The organism is Candidatus Symbiopectobacterium endolongispinus, assembly GCF_018777385.1.
Taxonomy (GTDB): domain Bacteria; phylum Pseudomonadota; class Gammaproteobacteria; order Enterobacterales; family Enterobacteriaceae; genus Symbiopectobacterium; species Symbiopectobacterium endolongispinus.
On record NZ_JAFJYB010000006.1, the window covers coordinates 134,963 to 150,870 of the forward strand.

General features: G+C 52.1%; 14 protein-coding genes and 4 pseudogenes. 15 read left to right on the forward strand and 3 right to left on the reverse strand.

The window, feature by feature from the left end:
* The first annotated feature begins 18 nt into the window (after positions 1–18).
* The 10 genes and pseudogenes from JZM30_RS20835 to JZM30_RS20880 all read left to right on the forward strand — a co-directional run bounded on the left by JZM30_RS20835 (position 19) and on the right by JZM30_RS20880 (position 10,319).
* A pseudogene (locus JZM30_RS20835) lies at positions 19–922 on the forward strand (TroA family protein).
* Positions 919–1,724 (forward strand): annotated as a pseudogene (locus tag JZM30_RS20840) (FecCD family ABC transporter permease). Before JZM30_RS20835 ends, JZM30_RS20840 begins: the two co-directional pseudogenes overlap by 4 nt.
* Positions 1,721–2,233 carry an ATP-binding cassette domain-containing protein gene (locus JZM30_RS20845; RefSeq protein ID WP_438801532.1) on the forward strand — a complete coding sequence of 171 codons (513 nt, stop codon included), beginning with the start codon at positions 1,721–1,723 and terminating at the stop codon, positions 2,231–2,233. Before JZM30_RS20840 ends, JZM30_RS20845 begins: the two are co-directional and overlap by 4 nt.
* Complete coding sequence (locus tag JZM30_RS20850; protein ID WP_291831026.1) at positions 2,140–4,119, forward strand: TonB-dependent receptor plug domain-containing protein; 1,980 nt, start codon at positions 2,140–2,142, stop codon at positions 4,117–4,119. Before JZM30_RS20845 ends, JZM30_RS20850 begins: the two co-directional genes overlap by 94 nt.
* A 69-nt stretch (positions 4,120–4,188) precedes the next feature.
* On the forward strand, positions 4,189–4,749 hold the full coding sequence (locus JZM30_RS20855; RefSeq protein ID WP_252321128.1) for an MOSC domain-containing protein: 561 nt from the start codon (positions 4,189–4,191) through the stop codon (positions 4,747–4,749).
* A gap of 265 nt (positions 4,750–5,014) precedes the next feature.
* Positions 5,015–5,632 carry a PRD domain-containing protein gene (locus tag JZM30_RS20860; RefSeq protein ID WP_252321130.1) on the forward strand — a complete coding sequence of 206 codons (618 nt, stop codon included), beginning with the start codon at positions 5,015–5,017 and terminating at the stop codon, positions 5,630–5,632.
* A gap of 44 nt (positions 5,633–5,676) precedes the next feature.
* Positions 5,677–5,910 carry a PRD domain-containing protein gene (locus JZM30_RS20865; protein ID WP_252321192.1) on the forward strand — a complete coding sequence of 78 codons (234 nt, stop codon included), beginning with the start codon at positions 5,677–5,679 and terminating at the stop codon, positions 5,908–5,910.
* Between the two features lie 104 nt (positions 5,911–6,014).
* Positions 6,015–7,760: a glucose PTS transporter subunit IIA gene (locus JZM30_RS20870; protein ID WP_252321132.1), complete on the forward strand. Its 1,746-nt coding sequence runs from the start codon at positions 6,015–6,017 to the stop codon at positions 7,758–7,760.
* Between the two features lie 20 nt (positions 7,761–7,780).
* Positions 7,781–9,239, forward strand: a pseudogene (locus tag JZM30_RS20875) (glycoside hydrolase family 1 protein).
* Between the two features lie 138 nt (positions 9,240–9,377).
* Positions 9,378–10,319 carry an Rpn family recombination-promoting nuclease/putative transposase gene (locus tag JZM30_RS20880; RefSeq protein ID WP_438801533.1) on the forward strand — a complete coding sequence of 314 codons (942 nt, stop codon included), beginning with the start codon at positions 9,378–9,380 and terminating at the stop codon, positions 10,317–10,319.
* A 58-nt stretch (positions 10,320–10,377) separates the two neighbouring features.
* Here the strand turns inward: JZM30_RS20880 and cbpM are convergent, their stop codons facing one another.
* Both cbpM and cbpA read right to left on the reverse strand, forming a co-directional pair.
* Positions 10,378–10,686, reverse strand: a complete 309-nt coding sequence (gene cbpM / locus JZM30_RS20885; RefSeq protein WP_252321134.1) for a chaperone modulator CbpM — start codon at positions 10,684–10,686, stop codon at positions 10,378–10,380.
* Positions 10,686–11,606 (reverse strand): curved DNA-binding protein, encoded by a 921-nt coding sequence (gene cbpA / locus JZM30_RS20890; protein ID WP_252321136.1) that lies wholly within the window; start codon positions 11,604–11,606, stop codon positions 10,686–10,688. Before cbpA ends, cbpM begins: the two co-directional genes overlap by 1 nt.
* 275 nt (positions 11,607–11,881) lie before the next feature.
* Here cbpA and JZM30_RS20895 point away from each other — a divergent pair, with 275 nt between their 5' ends.
* The 5 genes from JZM30_RS20895 (at position 11,882) to JZM30_RS20915 (ending at position 14,652) form a co-directional block, all read left to right on the forward strand.
* Positions 11,882–12,397, forward strand: coding sequence for an RNA polymerase sigma factor (locus JZM30_RS20895; RefSeq protein WP_252321138.1), 516 nt, complete (start codon positions 11,882–11,884; stop codon positions 12,395–12,397).
* Entirely contained in the window at positions 12,384–12,872 is a 489-nt protein-coding gene (locus JZM30_RS20900) for a FecR family protein (protein ID WP_252321140.1), read from the forward strand. Before JZM30_RS20895 ends, JZM30_RS20900 begins: the two co-directional genes overlap by 14 nt.
* Positions 12,873–12,895: 23 nt before the next feature.
* Positions 12,896–13,270, forward strand: coding sequence for a FecR family protein (locus JZM30_RS20905; protein WP_252321142.1), 375 nt, complete (start codon positions 12,896–12,898; stop codon positions 13,268–13,270).
* 133 nt (positions 13,271–13,403) lie between these two features.
* Positions 13,404–13,808 (forward strand): STN domain-containing protein, encoded by a 405-nt coding sequence (locus JZM30_RS20910; protein WP_252321143.1) that lies wholly within the window; start codon positions 13,404–13,406, stop codon positions 13,806–13,808.
* Complete coding sequence (locus JZM30_RS20915; RefSeq protein ID WP_252321145.1) at positions 13,732–14,652, forward strand: TonB-dependent siderophore receptor; 921 nt, start codon at positions 13,732–13,734, stop codon at positions 14,650–14,652. Before JZM30_RS20910 ends, JZM30_RS20915 begins: the two co-directional genes overlap by 77 nt.
* Here the strand turns inward: JZM30_RS20915 and JZM30_RS20920 are convergent.
* Positions 14,649–15,849: pseudogene (locus JZM30_RS20920) on the reverse strand (IS3 family transposase). The gene JZM30_RS20915 and the pseudogene JZM30_RS20920 sit on opposite strands and share 4 nt — an antisense overlap.
* Between the last annotated feature and the right edge of the window lie 59 nt (positions 15,850–15,908).

The following is a 15,908-nucleotide window of genomic DNA, read 5'->3' on the forward strand; positions in this document are numbered from 1 at the left end:
CGTATTCAGGATGATGTTATGCCAGTGACACGACGACGCTTACTTCAGGCAATGGCTGCCGCAGGGTTATTGCGGGGATGGCCCGCTTTTTCCGCCGAGGCGCTGACATTCACGGTGGGAAGCTTACCGGCACCGCAACATATTCATCGCGTGATCAGCGTGGGCGCGCCTGCCGATTTGTTGCTGATGGCGGCGGCACCGGAGAAATTACTGGGTTTCTCGTCCTTCGACTTCTCTCAAACGGGCAAGGATCTGCTGCCGGAAGTGATTACCCGCTTATCCAGGTTGGGCCGTCTGGCGGGGCGTGCGACCATGCTGTCACTGGAAAAACTGCTCGCATTGAAGCCCGATCTGATTGTTGACTGTGGCAATGCGGATGACACCTGGACTTCACAAGCGCAACGTATCAGCAGCCAAACGCAAACCCCGTGGCTACTGATCAACGGCACGCTGGCGCGCACGCCGCAGCAGTTACAGGAGATCGGGAACGCGCTCGGCGTAGCGTTTCGCACCGAGCCGCAGTCGGAATTGGCGCGTCAGTTTATTGAAGAGGCGCAGTCATTCGCCCATTCGGATGCCGCCAACGTTCACTTTTATGCGGCGCGCGGGGCCAGTGGCCTGGCAACCGGACATCATTTTGGTGCAGGAGGCGGCGACTCTGCATACATTGACTCACGATCCGGTATGGTAGGGCGTGAAGGCCGTTGCGCAAAAACGCATCCTGTTTCTTAGCGGCTTGCCGTTTGGCTGGTTGGATGCGCCGCCGGGTATCAATCGACTGCTCGGCTTGCGACGTTTACACGCCTGGTTGGACAAGGATGTGGCCCATTCATTTGAAGCCGACATGATGCGCTTTGCCACGTTGTTCTGGCATGCACCGCTGAGCGAGGCGCAGTTTAACCGTATCGTAAACGCGCAATGAGAACGGCAACCCTGTTTACGCTGTTAAGCACTCTGGCGCTGTTGTGTATCGCGCTGGCTATTTTTTCCGGCGCGTATCCGTTGAGTCTTCATCAGGTGATCGGGCTGCTTTTCAGTCCTGACAGCCTTTTGCCGCAAGATCAGATCGTATTCTGGCAGATCCGCCTGCCGCGCATTGTGGCGGCGTTTACCGCTGTTGTTGATCCAGTTACTGGCATTTGCTGGTGGTGGCTGGGGTTTGGCTGATCACCCGACAGGTGACGCGGCACGATCCGGTGTTGACGTTAGTGCTGGTCGGCATTGCGCTGGGAACGGTGTGCGGCGCGGGGGTCTCGCTGATCAAAACCCTCGCCGATCCTTATGCTCAGTTGCCCTCCATTACCTTCTGGCTGCTCGGTGGGCTCTCCACGGTGACGCGCGCCGATCTTTATCTGTGTGCACCGATCATCCTGTTGGGCATGCTGCCGTTGTTGCTGCGTTGGCGTATGAACCTGCTGACGCTGGCAGACGATGAAGCTCGCGCGCTGGGGATTAATGTCACCCGCTTGCGCATGGGGCTGATTGTCTGTGCCACGCTGATGACGGCCAGCGCGCTGGCCGTGGCGGGTGTTATCGGCTGGGTCGGGCTGGTGGTGCCGCATATTGGCCGTTTGCTGACGGGCAACAATCACCAGCGTTTGTTGCCGGTTGCCATGAGCATTGGCGCCGTATTGTTGCTGCTGACCGATACGCTGGCGCGTGCGCTGAGCGCCTTTATCGGTGCGCCGTTCTTCCTGCTGCTGTTGTTACGAGGGGGCAGATGATGTCGCTGCTCGAGGTGCAGCAGGCCACTGTGGGTTACGCCCGCCGCACGGTATTGCGTGATGTGGCATTTTCCCTACCAGCAGGCAATGCTTGCTGTTTGCTGGGGGCCAATGGCTGTGGGAAAACCACGTTAATGCGCGCCATTCTTGGCGTGTTGCCACTGCTTTCTGGAGAAATTGTGCTGGCAGGCACCCCCTTGCACCGTTATTCATATGCGCAGCGCGCCAGCGTGATTGCCTGGGTGCCCCAGGCCCATGAGGGCGCGTTCGCGTTTAGCGTGCTTGATATGGTGCTGATGGGGATGATGCCGCACATGAGTACGTTTGCCGTGCCGGGTCAGCGCGAACGAGACGCCGCATTGCAGCACCTGATTGCCTACAACTCGACAAATTTACCCCTGAACAGGCGGCGAATATTGCCCGCCTCGCCCCCACACTCGCGCCTGCCTGCACGCTGTCGCTTGCTTTCGCGCATAACGCTGTTGCTGGGCTGGAAAGCGACACCATGACCGTGTGGTCGAGCCCGGTGCCTGCGGCTACCACCACGGTGCTTAATCAGGAAATCATACAAAAGCTGGATAAACGCAATGTGGCACAGGCGCTGAGCGTAGTGCCCGGCGTGGTATTGCAAAAATCGGGTGCACGTAATGAACAGCAGGTCAAGGTACGTGGCTTTGATAGCCGCCAGGTGCCGGTCTATTTTGACGGCGTACCGGTCTATGTTCCTTATGACGGCAATCTGGATTTAGGGCGTTTCCCCACCTCCGATCTGGCGTCGCTGGAAGTGTCCAAAGGCTATTCGTCGTTGCTGCAAGGCCCGAACCAGATGGGCGGTGCCATCAATATCACCAGCAAAAAGCCAACCAAACCGCTGGAGGCCAGCGTGGGATATCGTCAGGGTTGTAGTCGCAGCAAAACAAACGCCTTCGACACCCAGGCATCACTGGGCGCCAGTAATGACACGGGCTATATCCAGCTCAGCGGTAGCCGGGTAAAACAGGATTTCCTCGGCCTGCCGCGTAGCGTAGATAACCCGGTTGCCGGTCAGAATGGCAAGATGATCAACTCTGCGGCGGATGATAAACGTGGGATCGTCAAAGTGGGCTTTACCCCGCGCGAAAATGACGAATACGTATTTACCTATATCAATCAGGACGGCAGCAAAGAGAACCCGCCCTATACGGGCACAAATCCAGACCAGAAATCACGCTACTGGCACTGGCCGCAGTATGACAAAGAGAGTTATTACTATCAGGGCACTACGCAGCTTGGCGATCGTTACACCCTGAAGAGTCGTTTTTATCGCGATACTTTCGAAAATACATTGATGATGTATCAATCACTGGCCGACCTGAAGAACCGTAAAGGAAACTACAGCCATTACTCCGATTTCACTAACGGAGCCGGACTGCAACTTGCTGCCGATGTACGCACCAGTGATTTGCTCTCGTTTGCGGTGAACTGGAAGGATTATGTGCATCGGGAACGGGGCGCTGTCGATGCCCCGTTTGATCGCTACAAAGATCGCACCTGGTCTTTGGCGAGCGAATACCAGTGGGCCGCAGCCGATAATCTCGATGTGGTAGCCGGTATCAGCTATGACTGGCGTGACAGTCGCCAGGGTATGAAACACTCCGGAACTGAAATCATTTACTATGCCAACAACAGCCAGAACGCGTTTAACTGGCAGCTGATGACCAAATATCACTTCGCCAATGAAGATACGCTGTCGCTCTCTTTCTCGGATCGTACACGTTTCCCCACGCTCAAAGAGCGCTACACCACTTCGAAACCCGCTTATAACGGCCAGACGGTGCTGGTAAATCCGCATCTGAACCCAGAACGGGCGCAAACGGTTGATGTGACATGGAACGGCACCTTTACCCGCGACTGGGACTATGATGTCAGCGTCTATTATAACCGCGTCAATGATGCGATTCTGGGGCACACCATTGATGCCAATACCCTGCAAAACCGTAACAGCGGGCGCGTGGACTACACCGGCCTGGATCTCGGTATAAAAGGGCGCGTGACGGAGATGCTGGACCTTGGCCTGAGCTATGGCCTGATTCATACTGATGTGAAACAGGATGAAGTGGGTAAAGTGACCGATTTGCCGACGCATACGCTGGTGGCATGGATGACCTTCAAGCCTTGGGAACCCTTAAGCTTAACCCTGTCGCAGGAGGCGCGCTCCTCGGCTTACAACAGCAGTGACGCGAAACAGCGAGCTTCTGGCTTCACCGTGACCAACCTGCGTGCAGATTACGATGTGGGCCATGGCGTTAGTGTCAATGCCTCGGTCAATAACCTGTTCGATACCGAGTATGCCTATAACGAAGGGTTCATTGAGCAAGGGCGCAATTTCTGGGCGGGAATTGCCTACAAGTTCTGATTGTCTGCTCCCCGGCATGCTGGGAGCATCTGCATTGAGGGTGGAGGTTTTATTGAACGTGGAAGCTTTATGGAACACACAGCAACGTTATCCCGTATTTTGTGCAATGCGACATCAACAACGATCTCCCATGAGAAGAAGGTGTTTACCCAGCGGGCCTGGATTCACTCTCACGGTCTTGAAACTGAGCAGGGGGATAAAACGTACTACCCGGATCCGGACTGTGCACTATTACATTATGCGTGGGAACACTATGCTTTCTGGCGCGCTAAGTACCACGATCGCGCTGCGCTATTTGACGCCCCGGGAATTTTTGGTGAAAACTTTTCGACGCAGGGGATGACTGAACAGAGTGTGTGCGCTGGTGATATCTTCAACGTGGGGACGGCACTGCTTCAGGTATCCTGGGGCCGTATTGCGTGCAATACCATGGCGGGGCGACTGGAAGATGATGCCGCACCGGCCTTAATGCATGCGCAATCTCGCAACGGCTGGTTCTATCGCGTGTTGCAGGAGGGTGAGGTTTACGCGGGGGCCGCGTTTGAGCTGTTGGAACGCCCTTACAGTCAATGGCCACTGAGTCGCGTGCAGGAGATAATTTTCGATCTGGCCGCTGGCCGCCAGTCTTGAGGCGCTGGAAGCAGTTTATCAGATTGAAACCTTGTCGGGCACCTGGCGGGAGCAGATTCGGGATCGGTTGGAACTGCTCGACCCGCGTTGAGAGCGAAAAAACTGAGACAGGGATGTTTTTTGTTGCCAATTTTATGCAGGCTGTAGGGTTTGGTGAACACCCTGTTAATGCGTGATAATCATCACAATAAAACGAAAATTAAACATCCCCTGCTTGCAAGGTATACTGGGTTATGGTGTATTCTCAGGCATGGGTTGTTACTGTTTGAATAACAGGCAAAACCTAAAAGAGATAAAAGACTCTTTTAGGTTTTGCTTTTTTTGGGGGTGGAATATGAGAATACAGCGGGTTCTGAATAACAATGTCATCGTTGCACGCGATTTTAGCGGCAAGGAGTGCGTTGTTATTGGAAAAGGCGTTGGTTTTAACAAAAAAACTGATGCCCTGGTCAATGAGGCCTGTATTCAAAAAATATTTCGACTCGATGAAGATAACAGTATAGATAAAACCAGCGAAGCATTTAAGGATGTTCCTGATGCGCTGCTTAATATCGTTCTGGATATCGTTAAGCAGGCGACCAGTAAGCTCGATAGAAAAATTCACAAAAGCGTTTACGCCTCTTTGCTCGATCACTTGAGTTTTGCTATCGAAAGAACCCGGCAGGGTACTTATGTCGAAAATATGCTGCTGTGGGATATCAAGCGCCTTTATCGTAATGAGTTTATCATCGGTCAGTGGGCGATTGCTGAAATTAATGCCCAACTCCACGTGGCGTTGCCTGAAGACGAAGCGGGGTTTATTGCCCTGCATCTGTTGAACTCGCAGAAAGACGGCGCGATGCCAGATATAAAGGCCGTATCGAAAGTGATTCAGGATATCTGAACATTGTTAAATACCATTTAAAAATCGAATATAAAGAAGACTCAATCAATTTTCAGCGGTTTGTTACTCACCTGAAATTTTTTGCGCATCGGTTACTGAGTAATACTTATGTCACCAGCGATGACAGCTCGTTGCATGACGTTGTGGCGTTAAAATATTCTGCTTCCTATGAATGTGCCAAACGCGTGAATAAATTTATTAGCCATGATTATGGTCGCTCGCTAACCGATGATGAAATGATGTTTCTTTCTATACATATTGAACATGTGGGGAAATAGCGTTTAAAGACAGTTCTCATGATGGGATTTACTACAAGCGCTTAAACATTTGCTTATTCATTTTGTGATAAAAATACGACGATGACTATTATCGAGGTCAGCCCATGAGTAATTTTCGTTTACTTGCCGGGGAAATACTTGAGCTTATTGGCGGTGAAAAGAACGTTGGCTCGTTAACTCACTGTATTACACGCTTAAGATTTTCACTAAAAGATGGCACTAAATTTAATAAAGCCGCATTGGATAAACTGGATGGCGTTATTCTAGCCGTCGAAAGCAATAATCAATACCAGGTCGTGATTGGCAATGATGTCTCTACGGTATATCGCCTTTTAGTGGATGAGTTTGGCATTAAAGGTGGTGCCACCTCTGACAGTGAGAGCGGATCCGATGGCAAGAAAGGCAATATGGTCGGACATCTGTTCAATAAAATGTCCTCCATTTTAGTGCCAATTGTGCCTGCATTGGCCGGTGCCGGGATGCTGAAAGCATTTCTGGTGATCCTGTCGACCTACCACTTTATTGATACCGCAGGCAGTACCTATAAAATTCTGGCAGCAGCGAGCAACAGCGTGTTTTATTTTCTGCCGCTGCTGTTGGCGTTTTCCTGTGCTAAAGCGTTCAATGCACATCAGTTTGTTTCCGTTGCAATTGTCGGTGCGTTGCTGGAACCGACGTTCACCGGGTTGATGGCAAAGCAGGGGGATATTGTCGAGTTTCTGGGGGTCCCGGTGGTGCTGATGAAATATTCCTCCACGCTGATCCCGGCGATACTGGCTATCTGGGCCTACTCCTATCTGGAGCGATTGCTAAAACGCCTGATTCACCAAAGCATCGAGATGGTGTCTGTGCCGATGTTGGGGATGCTGATCATGGTGCCGGTGATGTTCAATAACCTGGCACTGCGTGGTTTTGACACCATCAAACCGGCGACGGCCGCAGCGACCTTTGCCCAGGCGGGGGCGGCGTTTGGCGTGTTCCTGAAAGCCAAAAATAAAAAGCTGAAATCATTCGCTCTGTCCAGCATGGTGCCTGCGTTGTTTGCTGGCGTAACCGAGTCTATTGTCTACGGGATTTCTATCAAATATAAACGCCCGCTGGTGGCATCGTTGATTGCCGGGACGGTCGCGGGTGGCTTTATCGGTTCAATGGGCACCACGGTTATGGCCTATATATTCCCGGCATTGACCACGTTGCCTGCGTTTATGGCCACCACGTTTGCCTATTACCTGATTGGTATCGGCATGTCATTCACGCTCTCGGCTTTGTTGACCTACCTGCTGGGCTTTGATGAGTCACTTGGCGAGTCGTCAACAGCAGGGGCAAAAACGCCAAAAACGGCCACACCCTCTGCTCCTTTGACGACAGCTGGTAGCCAAAGCCTGTTACCGGGCATCACGCTGGTGGCACCGCTCAATGGCACTATCGTGCCGCTCACCTCAGTTAAGGATGCGGTATTCGCCAGTGAAATCATAGGTAAAGGCATCGCGATTCTCACCTCTGAGGGGGTAGTGACGTCGCCAGTAAACGGCGTGGTATCAAAGCTGTTCCACAGCAAACATGCCATTGGGATCACCTCTGATTATGGTGTGGAAGTGCTGGTGCACGTCGAAATCGACACGGTGCGACTCAACGGTGAGCATTTTGCCAGCCACGTCAATGAAGGGGATCGTGTAACCACGGGGCAACTGCTGGTGACCTTCGATCTTGAGGCGCTGATCGCCAAAGACTTTGATGTAACAACGCCCGTGGTGATCGCCAATACCGATGACTATCAGTCGATTTCTGCCACTGAGCAACCTCGTGTAACCAACAACACCTTAATGACCCTGTTTAGCGCCACCGTTTAATTATCAATGGGAGAGAGAACATGAAAGATTCAGCAATTACCGGTTTTCCAAAAGGATTTTTGTGGGGGGCGCACTGGCGGCCAATCAGGTGGAAGGGGATGGAATGTGGGAGGCAAATGGCTCTCCACGGCAGACATGGCGATTCACAAAAAGAATCTGAAGCGTGAAGAGTATGAGAAGCACTATAAAATCACCGATGAGCAGATTGCTGATGCTATCGCCGCCACTGATGCCAGCGCGTACCCTAAACACCGCGGTATCGATTTTTATCACCGCTTTCGTGAAGACATTGCCCTGTTTGCCGAGATGAACTTCAAGGTGTTGCGCGTCTCCATTGCCTGGACACGAATTTTCCCCACCGGTGTTGAAGAGCAGCCGAATGAAGAGGGACTACGTTTCTATGACGAACTGTTTGATGAGCTGCGCAATAACGGTATTGAGTCATTGGTCACACTGTCCCATTACGAAATGCCGATCTATCTGGTTAACCATTTTGCCGGGTGGAATGGCAGAAAAACGGTGGATTGTTTTGAGAAATTCGCTGTTACCGTGTTGGAGCGTTATAAAGATAAAGTGAAGTACTGGCTCACGTTCAATGAGATCGACAGTATCATCCGTCACCCGTTTACCACGGGCGGAATTGTGCCGGATCGCTTCTCGAAGGATGAGATCGAAACCGTGATTTATCAGGCGCTGCATCATCAGTTTGTTGCCAGCGCGCTGGCGGTAAAACATTGTCGTCGCCTCTGCCTGGAGGCAAAAATTGGCTGCATGCTGACCTACCCAGAAAGCTGTGCGCCGGAAGATATTTTGCTGGCATACCGCGAAAACCAGCTCAACTACTTCTTTAGTGATGTCCAGATTCGCGGACGTTATCCGCGCCACATGACGCGCCGTTTTGCGGAAAAGGGCATCCACATCAACATGCTACCGGGTGATGAGGAGATCCTGCAACAGCATACGGTGGATTTCCTCTCCTTCAGCTACTACATGTCGCTGGTCACCAGCGTCAACGCCGACAAGATGGATAAAGTGGGCAGTAACATTGCCGGTGGGGTGAAGAACCCCTATCTGAAAACGACCGAATGGGACTGGCAGATCGATCCGGTTGGGCTGCGGATTGCGCTTAACAATATGTACGATCGTTATCAGATCCCCTTGTTCGTGGTGGAAAACGGCATGGGTGCTGTCGATCAGATCGACGAAGATCATCAGGTTAATGATGACTACCGTATTGCGTTCTTCCAGTCGCACCTGAAAGAGATGAAAGAAGCGGTGAAAGACGGCGTAGAACTGATGGGCTATACCTCTTGGGCACCTATCGATCTTATCAGCGCATCGACGTCAGAAATGAACAAGCGCTACGGTTTTATCTATGTAGATCAGGATAACGATGGTAACGGCACGCTGGCTCGCTACCGTAAGAAAAGTTTCTACTGGTATCAGGATGTTATCGCCATCAATGGTGAAACGCTCTAAGGTGTGAATGCGGCGATCGCGGGTGAGTCATTTCTCGGCCGCGATCGTCGTGAATGACAAAATTTACCGTTGCGATTGAATAAACCGATAAGGACGGATGATTAAAGTCACTGTGGATACATTTCAGAGCCTGCACTGATGAAAAAGTCTACGACAACACCCACTACCCATGATGCCATGTTCAAGCAGTTCTTGACTCATCCAGACACGGCAAGAGATTTTATGCAGTTGCATTTGCCCAACCACTTACGAAAATATTGCGATCTGGATACGCTAAAATTGGAGTCCGGATCTTTCATTGAAGATAATCTGCGGGCGTATTACAGCGACGTGCTTTACAGCTTGCAGACAATGGTGGGGGAAGGGTATATCCATGTGCTGATTGAACACCAGAGTTCACCGGATAAAATGATGGCGTTCAGATTAATGCGATATGCTATTGCCGCGATGCAACGACATCTCGATGCGGGTTATAAAACGCTACCGCTCGTTATCCCGATGGTGTTTTACGCCGGTGAAACAAGCCCATACCCCTATCCGCTTAACTGGTTGCAACTGTTTGACGATCCAACAGTTGTTTATCGGCTCTACACCGAAAATTTCTATCTGATCGATGTAACCGTCATTCCCGATGATGAAATTATGCAACATCGTAGTATGGCGGCGCTGACATTGGTGCAGAAGCATATACGTCAGCGAGATTTGGTTGAATTAATGGATCGATTGGCGACAATTATGCTGACAAATAGCATGACCAGACAACAGGTCCGATCGCTGATAAACTACATGGTACAGATGGGTAATACGGCGAACGCTGATACTTATGTGAGGCAACTGGCACAACGGGTGCCGCAACATGGGGATGAACTGATGACCATAGCGGAACAGTTGGAGCAGAAAGGCATTGAAAAAGGTATCGAGAAAGGCATAGCGCTGTGGGAAGCGCGTGGGCTTGAAAAATGGGAACGTGAAGTCCGATTAAAAATCGCCCGGGCGATGTTGCAAAAAGGAATGGATCACACCATCATAATGGAAATGACTAGCCTTACTGAAGACGATCTGGCGCAGCTCCATCATTGATGCACTGTGCTGCGTAGCACGTCACTACGGATTTTAAACCGTGCCACGCAGGCTGGCTTTATCCGACATGTGTAATAAAGCGGGACAGGCGTTGTTTCAGCTGTCGATTTTCTTGGCGCAACTGCGCGTTCTCTTCCAATAATGTCAGGGCTACGGCGATACCGGGCCAATCTAACGTTAACTCCCTTCTTAAACGCAGGGCGCGCTGCATAATCGTGGCTGCATGATCGTCAAATTGCCAGCATGAGTGTTCATCTTCATGGGGTTCAATCACCCCCAGGCCGACAATTTCATTCAGTTCATCTTCCGAAACGCCGGTATGTGGGCAAAACTCAGTAACGGTAAAGGTGATGGTTACTGTAGACATTATGCTTTCCCCCATGTTTTGCGAGGATCAAAGGATGGTTGGGCATCTGCCAGCTGTTGCCACAGGGCGCTGGTGCTGTCATCCGGTTTCGGTGGCATCACGATTTTTATCACGGCGTACAGATCGCCGGTATGGTGTTTACCGATAAGCCCCTTACCTTTGATACGTAACCGTTGGCCTGCCTGACTGCCCGCAGGGATCGTCAGCAGAATGCTCTCTGTCAGTGTCGGTACGGTGACCTTTGCACCCAGTGCGGCTTCCCAAGGGGCAAGCGGGACCACAATTTCCAAATCGTGCCCCACGATATCAAACAGCGGATGCGGAGCAATATGTATAACCAACCACAGATCGCCACTCGGCCCACCTTGTTCACCCGGCGTTCCCTGGCCTTTAAGGCGAATGCGCTGACCGTTGCCCACGCCTGCCGGTATCTTCACATTGAGCGTTTTGGGAATTTCCTGCTCTACTATGCCGAAGGCGTTATATACCGGTAGCCTGTAACTGATGGTTTGATTGTGCTCACTAAGGGTTTCTTCGAGGAATACCGCGACTTCGATTTCAATGTCATGACCACGGGTTGCGCGGGATTGCTGTGACTGGCGAGCATGTTGACCAAAGATAGAGGAAAAAAGATCGTCAACGTCTTCAGCCTTATAGCGCTGGCCACTTTCCTGCTGTGGCTGCCGGGTGAACTGCGGATCATTACGGTGTTGCCACAGTTGGTCATACTCTGCTCGCCGCTGTTCGTCACTCAGCACTTCCCATGCTTCAGCCACGGCTTTAAACCGTTCTTCGGCGTCGGGCTCTTTGCTGATATCCGGGTGATACTTGCGGGCCAATCGACGATAGGCGGTCTTGATGGTCTTGAGATCGTCTGTCGATTTTACGCCCATGATGGCGTAATAATCCTTTAATTCCATAACGTAATCTCGCGTCATTCAATAGGTAAATGGGATTCCTGAGCGTGTTTTCACCGCTAAGTGTAGGATAATCCCATGCAATGTATATATCCACTGCAAGACACCGGAACGATAACCGTACTAAACGTAATGCATTGATTATCATTTTTATTTGCTGGAAACGCTTGATAACATCAGCAATAATTGCCGTCCGTTCAGCCCATTCTTCCCGCGTTGTTGCACAGGATCCTTGCGCGGTTCGGCACTGTTTTTACTACCGTTCGGGGCTCGACGTCATGACCGACAAAAGCAAGGATCTTGCCGCGCTATACCTCACAGAGCATGAACGCCTGGAACGGCAGATCCGGCGTCGGGTGGGGTGCCGTAATATAGCCAGCGACCTGGTGCAGGATATTTTTCTGCGCTTGTGTGAAAAGGCGATTGAGTGGAAAGGCGACTCCGCCGCTTATCTCACCCGCTGTGCGCGTAATGCGGCAATTGACCATTTGCGGGCGGAAAAAACCAAAGCAGACTACCTTCATGGCGTGCTGCCTGAGCACTACGCTGAGGAAGCCGAGTCGCCGCAAGACATTGTATCCGCACAGCAGAACATCCATCATATTTATGAAATCCTGGCGGCCTTACCGCAAAAAACGCGGCATATCTTTTTTCTCAATCGGGTTCATGGTCGCAGTTTATCGGAAATTGCTGCGGTGATGGGGATTTCATCACGAGCGGTGGCAAAACACATGGCGCTGGCCGTAGCTGCCTGCGAAGCGCGCATAGGAGGCGAGCACGATGACACCGACTGAGACGCAGATCCGCGAACAAGCGCGCGACTGGTTTATCGCTCTGCGGGATAATCCTTCGAGCGCTCAGCGTGCCGCCTGCGACCAGTGGCGACAGAGTAACCCGGCGCACGATGACGCATATCGCGCGGTCGAGGCGGTATGGCAGGCAACCGCTGCACCTGGCAAGCGACTGGCGGAAAAGGAGTCTGCCGTACTGGCGGTCTATCTCACGGCAATCAAGCAGGAAAAACGCCATCAACGCGCAAGACGGTGGCTGATTTCGGCTAGCGCCTGCTGTGCATTGGTGTTGGCGGGGATACTCTGGCTGGAAAATCCCTACTGGATACAGAATGCGACAGCAAGCCACTCGGCGAGCAAAGGCGAACGTCGGGACGTCACGCTGGCAGATGGCTCGAGGGTGTTGCTGGATGCGGATAGCGCATTCAACGTTGAGTTTACGCCGCAAGGGCGGCGCGTCCACTTGCTGCTCTGGTGACCCTGGCAAAGGGAAGTGTCGCGGTGACAGCGGGTGGGTCTGTGACTCCCACCCTGCTTAAACCCGGACAGCAGGTGTGGTTTAGCGCCAGCGGAGCTCATGCACCTGTCAGCGTGAATGTTGCAGATGAAATGGCGTGGTGTGAAGGGCGTTATGTGTTCTATCGTGCTCGGCTGGCTGATGTGGTGCGTGAGGTGGAACGCTATCGTCCCGGGCGTATTCTCATCCCGGCATCTGCGTTGGCCAATCAAACTGTGACTGGCAGCTTTTCGCTGGTGGATAGCGAGGCGGCATTGGCGTCGTTGCAGGCTAGCGTCGGGTTTCAGATGCACAAAGTCACTGAACGGCTGGTGATTCTCTCTCTCCATAAAAATAATATTTTTTACAATGTGTTGTGATTTTTTGATTAAAAAATTCATTTTCAGGGTTCAGTGATCCGTTTTCTCATTCGTGAACGTAGTGAGAGTGCAAATGATAATTACTATTATTAACGCGCTCGCAGTTCATGACACGAGATAAGGATCTCTTCTAATGAAACAAAAAAGAGCACACCAGGCAGGCTACGTATTCGCCACCCTTTTATTGACCAGCTTTAGTGGTGCGCACAGCGCCGCAGCGCAGGTTGAGCAGCAAGTAGCGCAGCAATTCAGTTTCAATCTCCCGGCGAAACCAGTCACTCAGGCGGTGAACGACATTGGGCGTATCACTGGCCTGTCCGTTGTTTTCCGTGAAGAACCGGAAATGGCCGCCATTGGCAAACCCGTGCGTGGCACGCTGAGCGCAGAGCAGGCGCTGGCAACCCTGCTCAATGGCACTGGGCTGGGCTACCGCTTTAGTAATGCAACCACGGTGCAGATTTATGTATTGCCTCCTTCAAGCGATGACTGCATCAGGGGGGACGCCCGACACCATGGTGGTTCAGGCGCAGGGAAATAGCCGACTGGGCCCGGTGGTGGGCTATGTTGCCAGCAACAGTACCTCTGGTACCAAAACCAACACCCCGTTGATGAGAACGCCGCAGTCAGTCAGTGTGATTACCCGCGAACAGGCTGACGCGCAGGGCGCGCAAAGTCTGGTTCAGGCATTGCGCTATTCGTCGGGCGTGGCGGCAGAAGTTCGCGGTTCGGCATCGCGTTATGATTTGCCTTATGTTCGTGGCTTCGGTTCACCGACCGACAGCAACCAGTATCTTGATGGCTTACGTCTGATACGCGGCGGCGGTTATGCCATTCCGCAGATTGAAACCTATGGCATCGAGCGCATTGAATTACTCAAAGGCCCATCGTCCACGCTGTATGGCGGAGTGACTCCTGGCGGGTTGATCAATGCGATTTCCAAGGTGCCTACCAGCGAGCCGCAGCACGCGATTGAGATGCTTTACGGCAGCCATAATCGGATGCAGATCGGTGTGGATTCCGCTGGGCCGCTCAACGATGACCGCTCGTTGCTGTATCGTGTTGTCGCGCTTGGCAGGAAATCTGACACGCAGGTAGTGAATACCAAAGAAGAACGCGTCTATGTCGCCCCCTCTCTGACCTGGATCCCCGATACCGATACCTCATTCACGCTGAACATGAGCTATCAGCATGATCCCGAAGGGGGATACTACGGCGTGTTGCCCACGGTCGGTTCACTGTGGCCCAGCCCGGCATGGCAAATTCCCCGTAATTTCAACGACGGCGATCCGGCGTTTGATCAGTTCGATCGTAAGCAGAGCATGATGGGGTACCAGTTTGAGCTGGATTTGCCCCTATATTTCCAGACGCAAGATCACTCTTAAGTTAGCGATTCTCGCTGGCGACGATACTCTCGTGGTGAGCGATACCCCAGCGCGTTGTGTGGATGCTTCTCGTTATAGTGCTCGAACGCGATAGCCAGGTTTTTCAATGCCACTTGCTGATTCGGTTTGGGCATTATACTGATATAGTCGCGCTTCATCGTCTTCACGAAGCTCTCAGCCATTCCATTGCTTTGTGGACTCCTCACTGCCGTTGTCCTCGTTTCAAGATTCAATAGATGACCGAACGCCCTCGTTTCCTTCGCTGTGTAACAGGAGCCGTTATCGCTCAGGAACTCGATGGGGACCTCTGGAAGCCCATTTCCGAACCGCTTACTGACGCTGTTTACCATCACATCCATCACGATTTCACTGGTGTACCCGCCATTTGTCGCTATACAGTCCAGCGCCTCACGGTCACAACAGTCAAGCGCGAACGTGACACGCAGCTTATCGCCATTATCGCAGTTGAACTCGAAGCCATCCGAGCACCACCTGAGGTTACTTTCAGCAACCGCAACCCTGCCGTTGTGACTTCGCTGCTCTTTAGTAACGCCCTTTCTATCCAGCAACAGATGATTGTCGCGCATTACTCTGTAGACCCTTTTGGCATTAACTATCGCAAGCCTATCCTGCTGGCTTTCATCACGCAGTAATGCCCAGACTCGTCTGTAGCCATAGGTCGGCAATTCAGCAGTATGATGCCGTATTCTGCTGATAAGCTCAGCATCGTTGTGGTTAGGCTTCTGTCGGCGATCCTGCCACTCGGCAGAGCTTAGAAGATAAACCGATAACTGCGCACGCGACACATTAAGAGCGCGGCTGACCTGTGTCAGTCCGAATCCCCGGGCAGCAAGGGCGCGTGCGCTATCCATTTTTTTGCCCGGCCGTACTCCACGGCTTCTTTGAGGAGCTCAACCTCCATCGTTTTTTCCCCAGCAGCCGTTGCAGCTCTTTAATCTGCTTCATGGCAGCAGTGAGTGCAGAGGCCGGAACCACTTCTTCTGAGGCACTGACAGCAGTGAAGCTGCCATTCTGATACTGCCGGCGCCAAGTAACTACCTGATTAGGATTGATGCCGTGCAGGCGAGCCACGTGAGATACTGTCATCTTGGGCTCCATAGTCTGCTGAACAATAGCGATTTTTTCCTGAGCGGTACGCCGATGGCGGCGTTCAGGCCCTGACAGAACTGAGATCATTTTTTCGTTGTGACCGGTATTAAACATAGTTTTTAGACTACCTCTTATTTTAAGAGTGT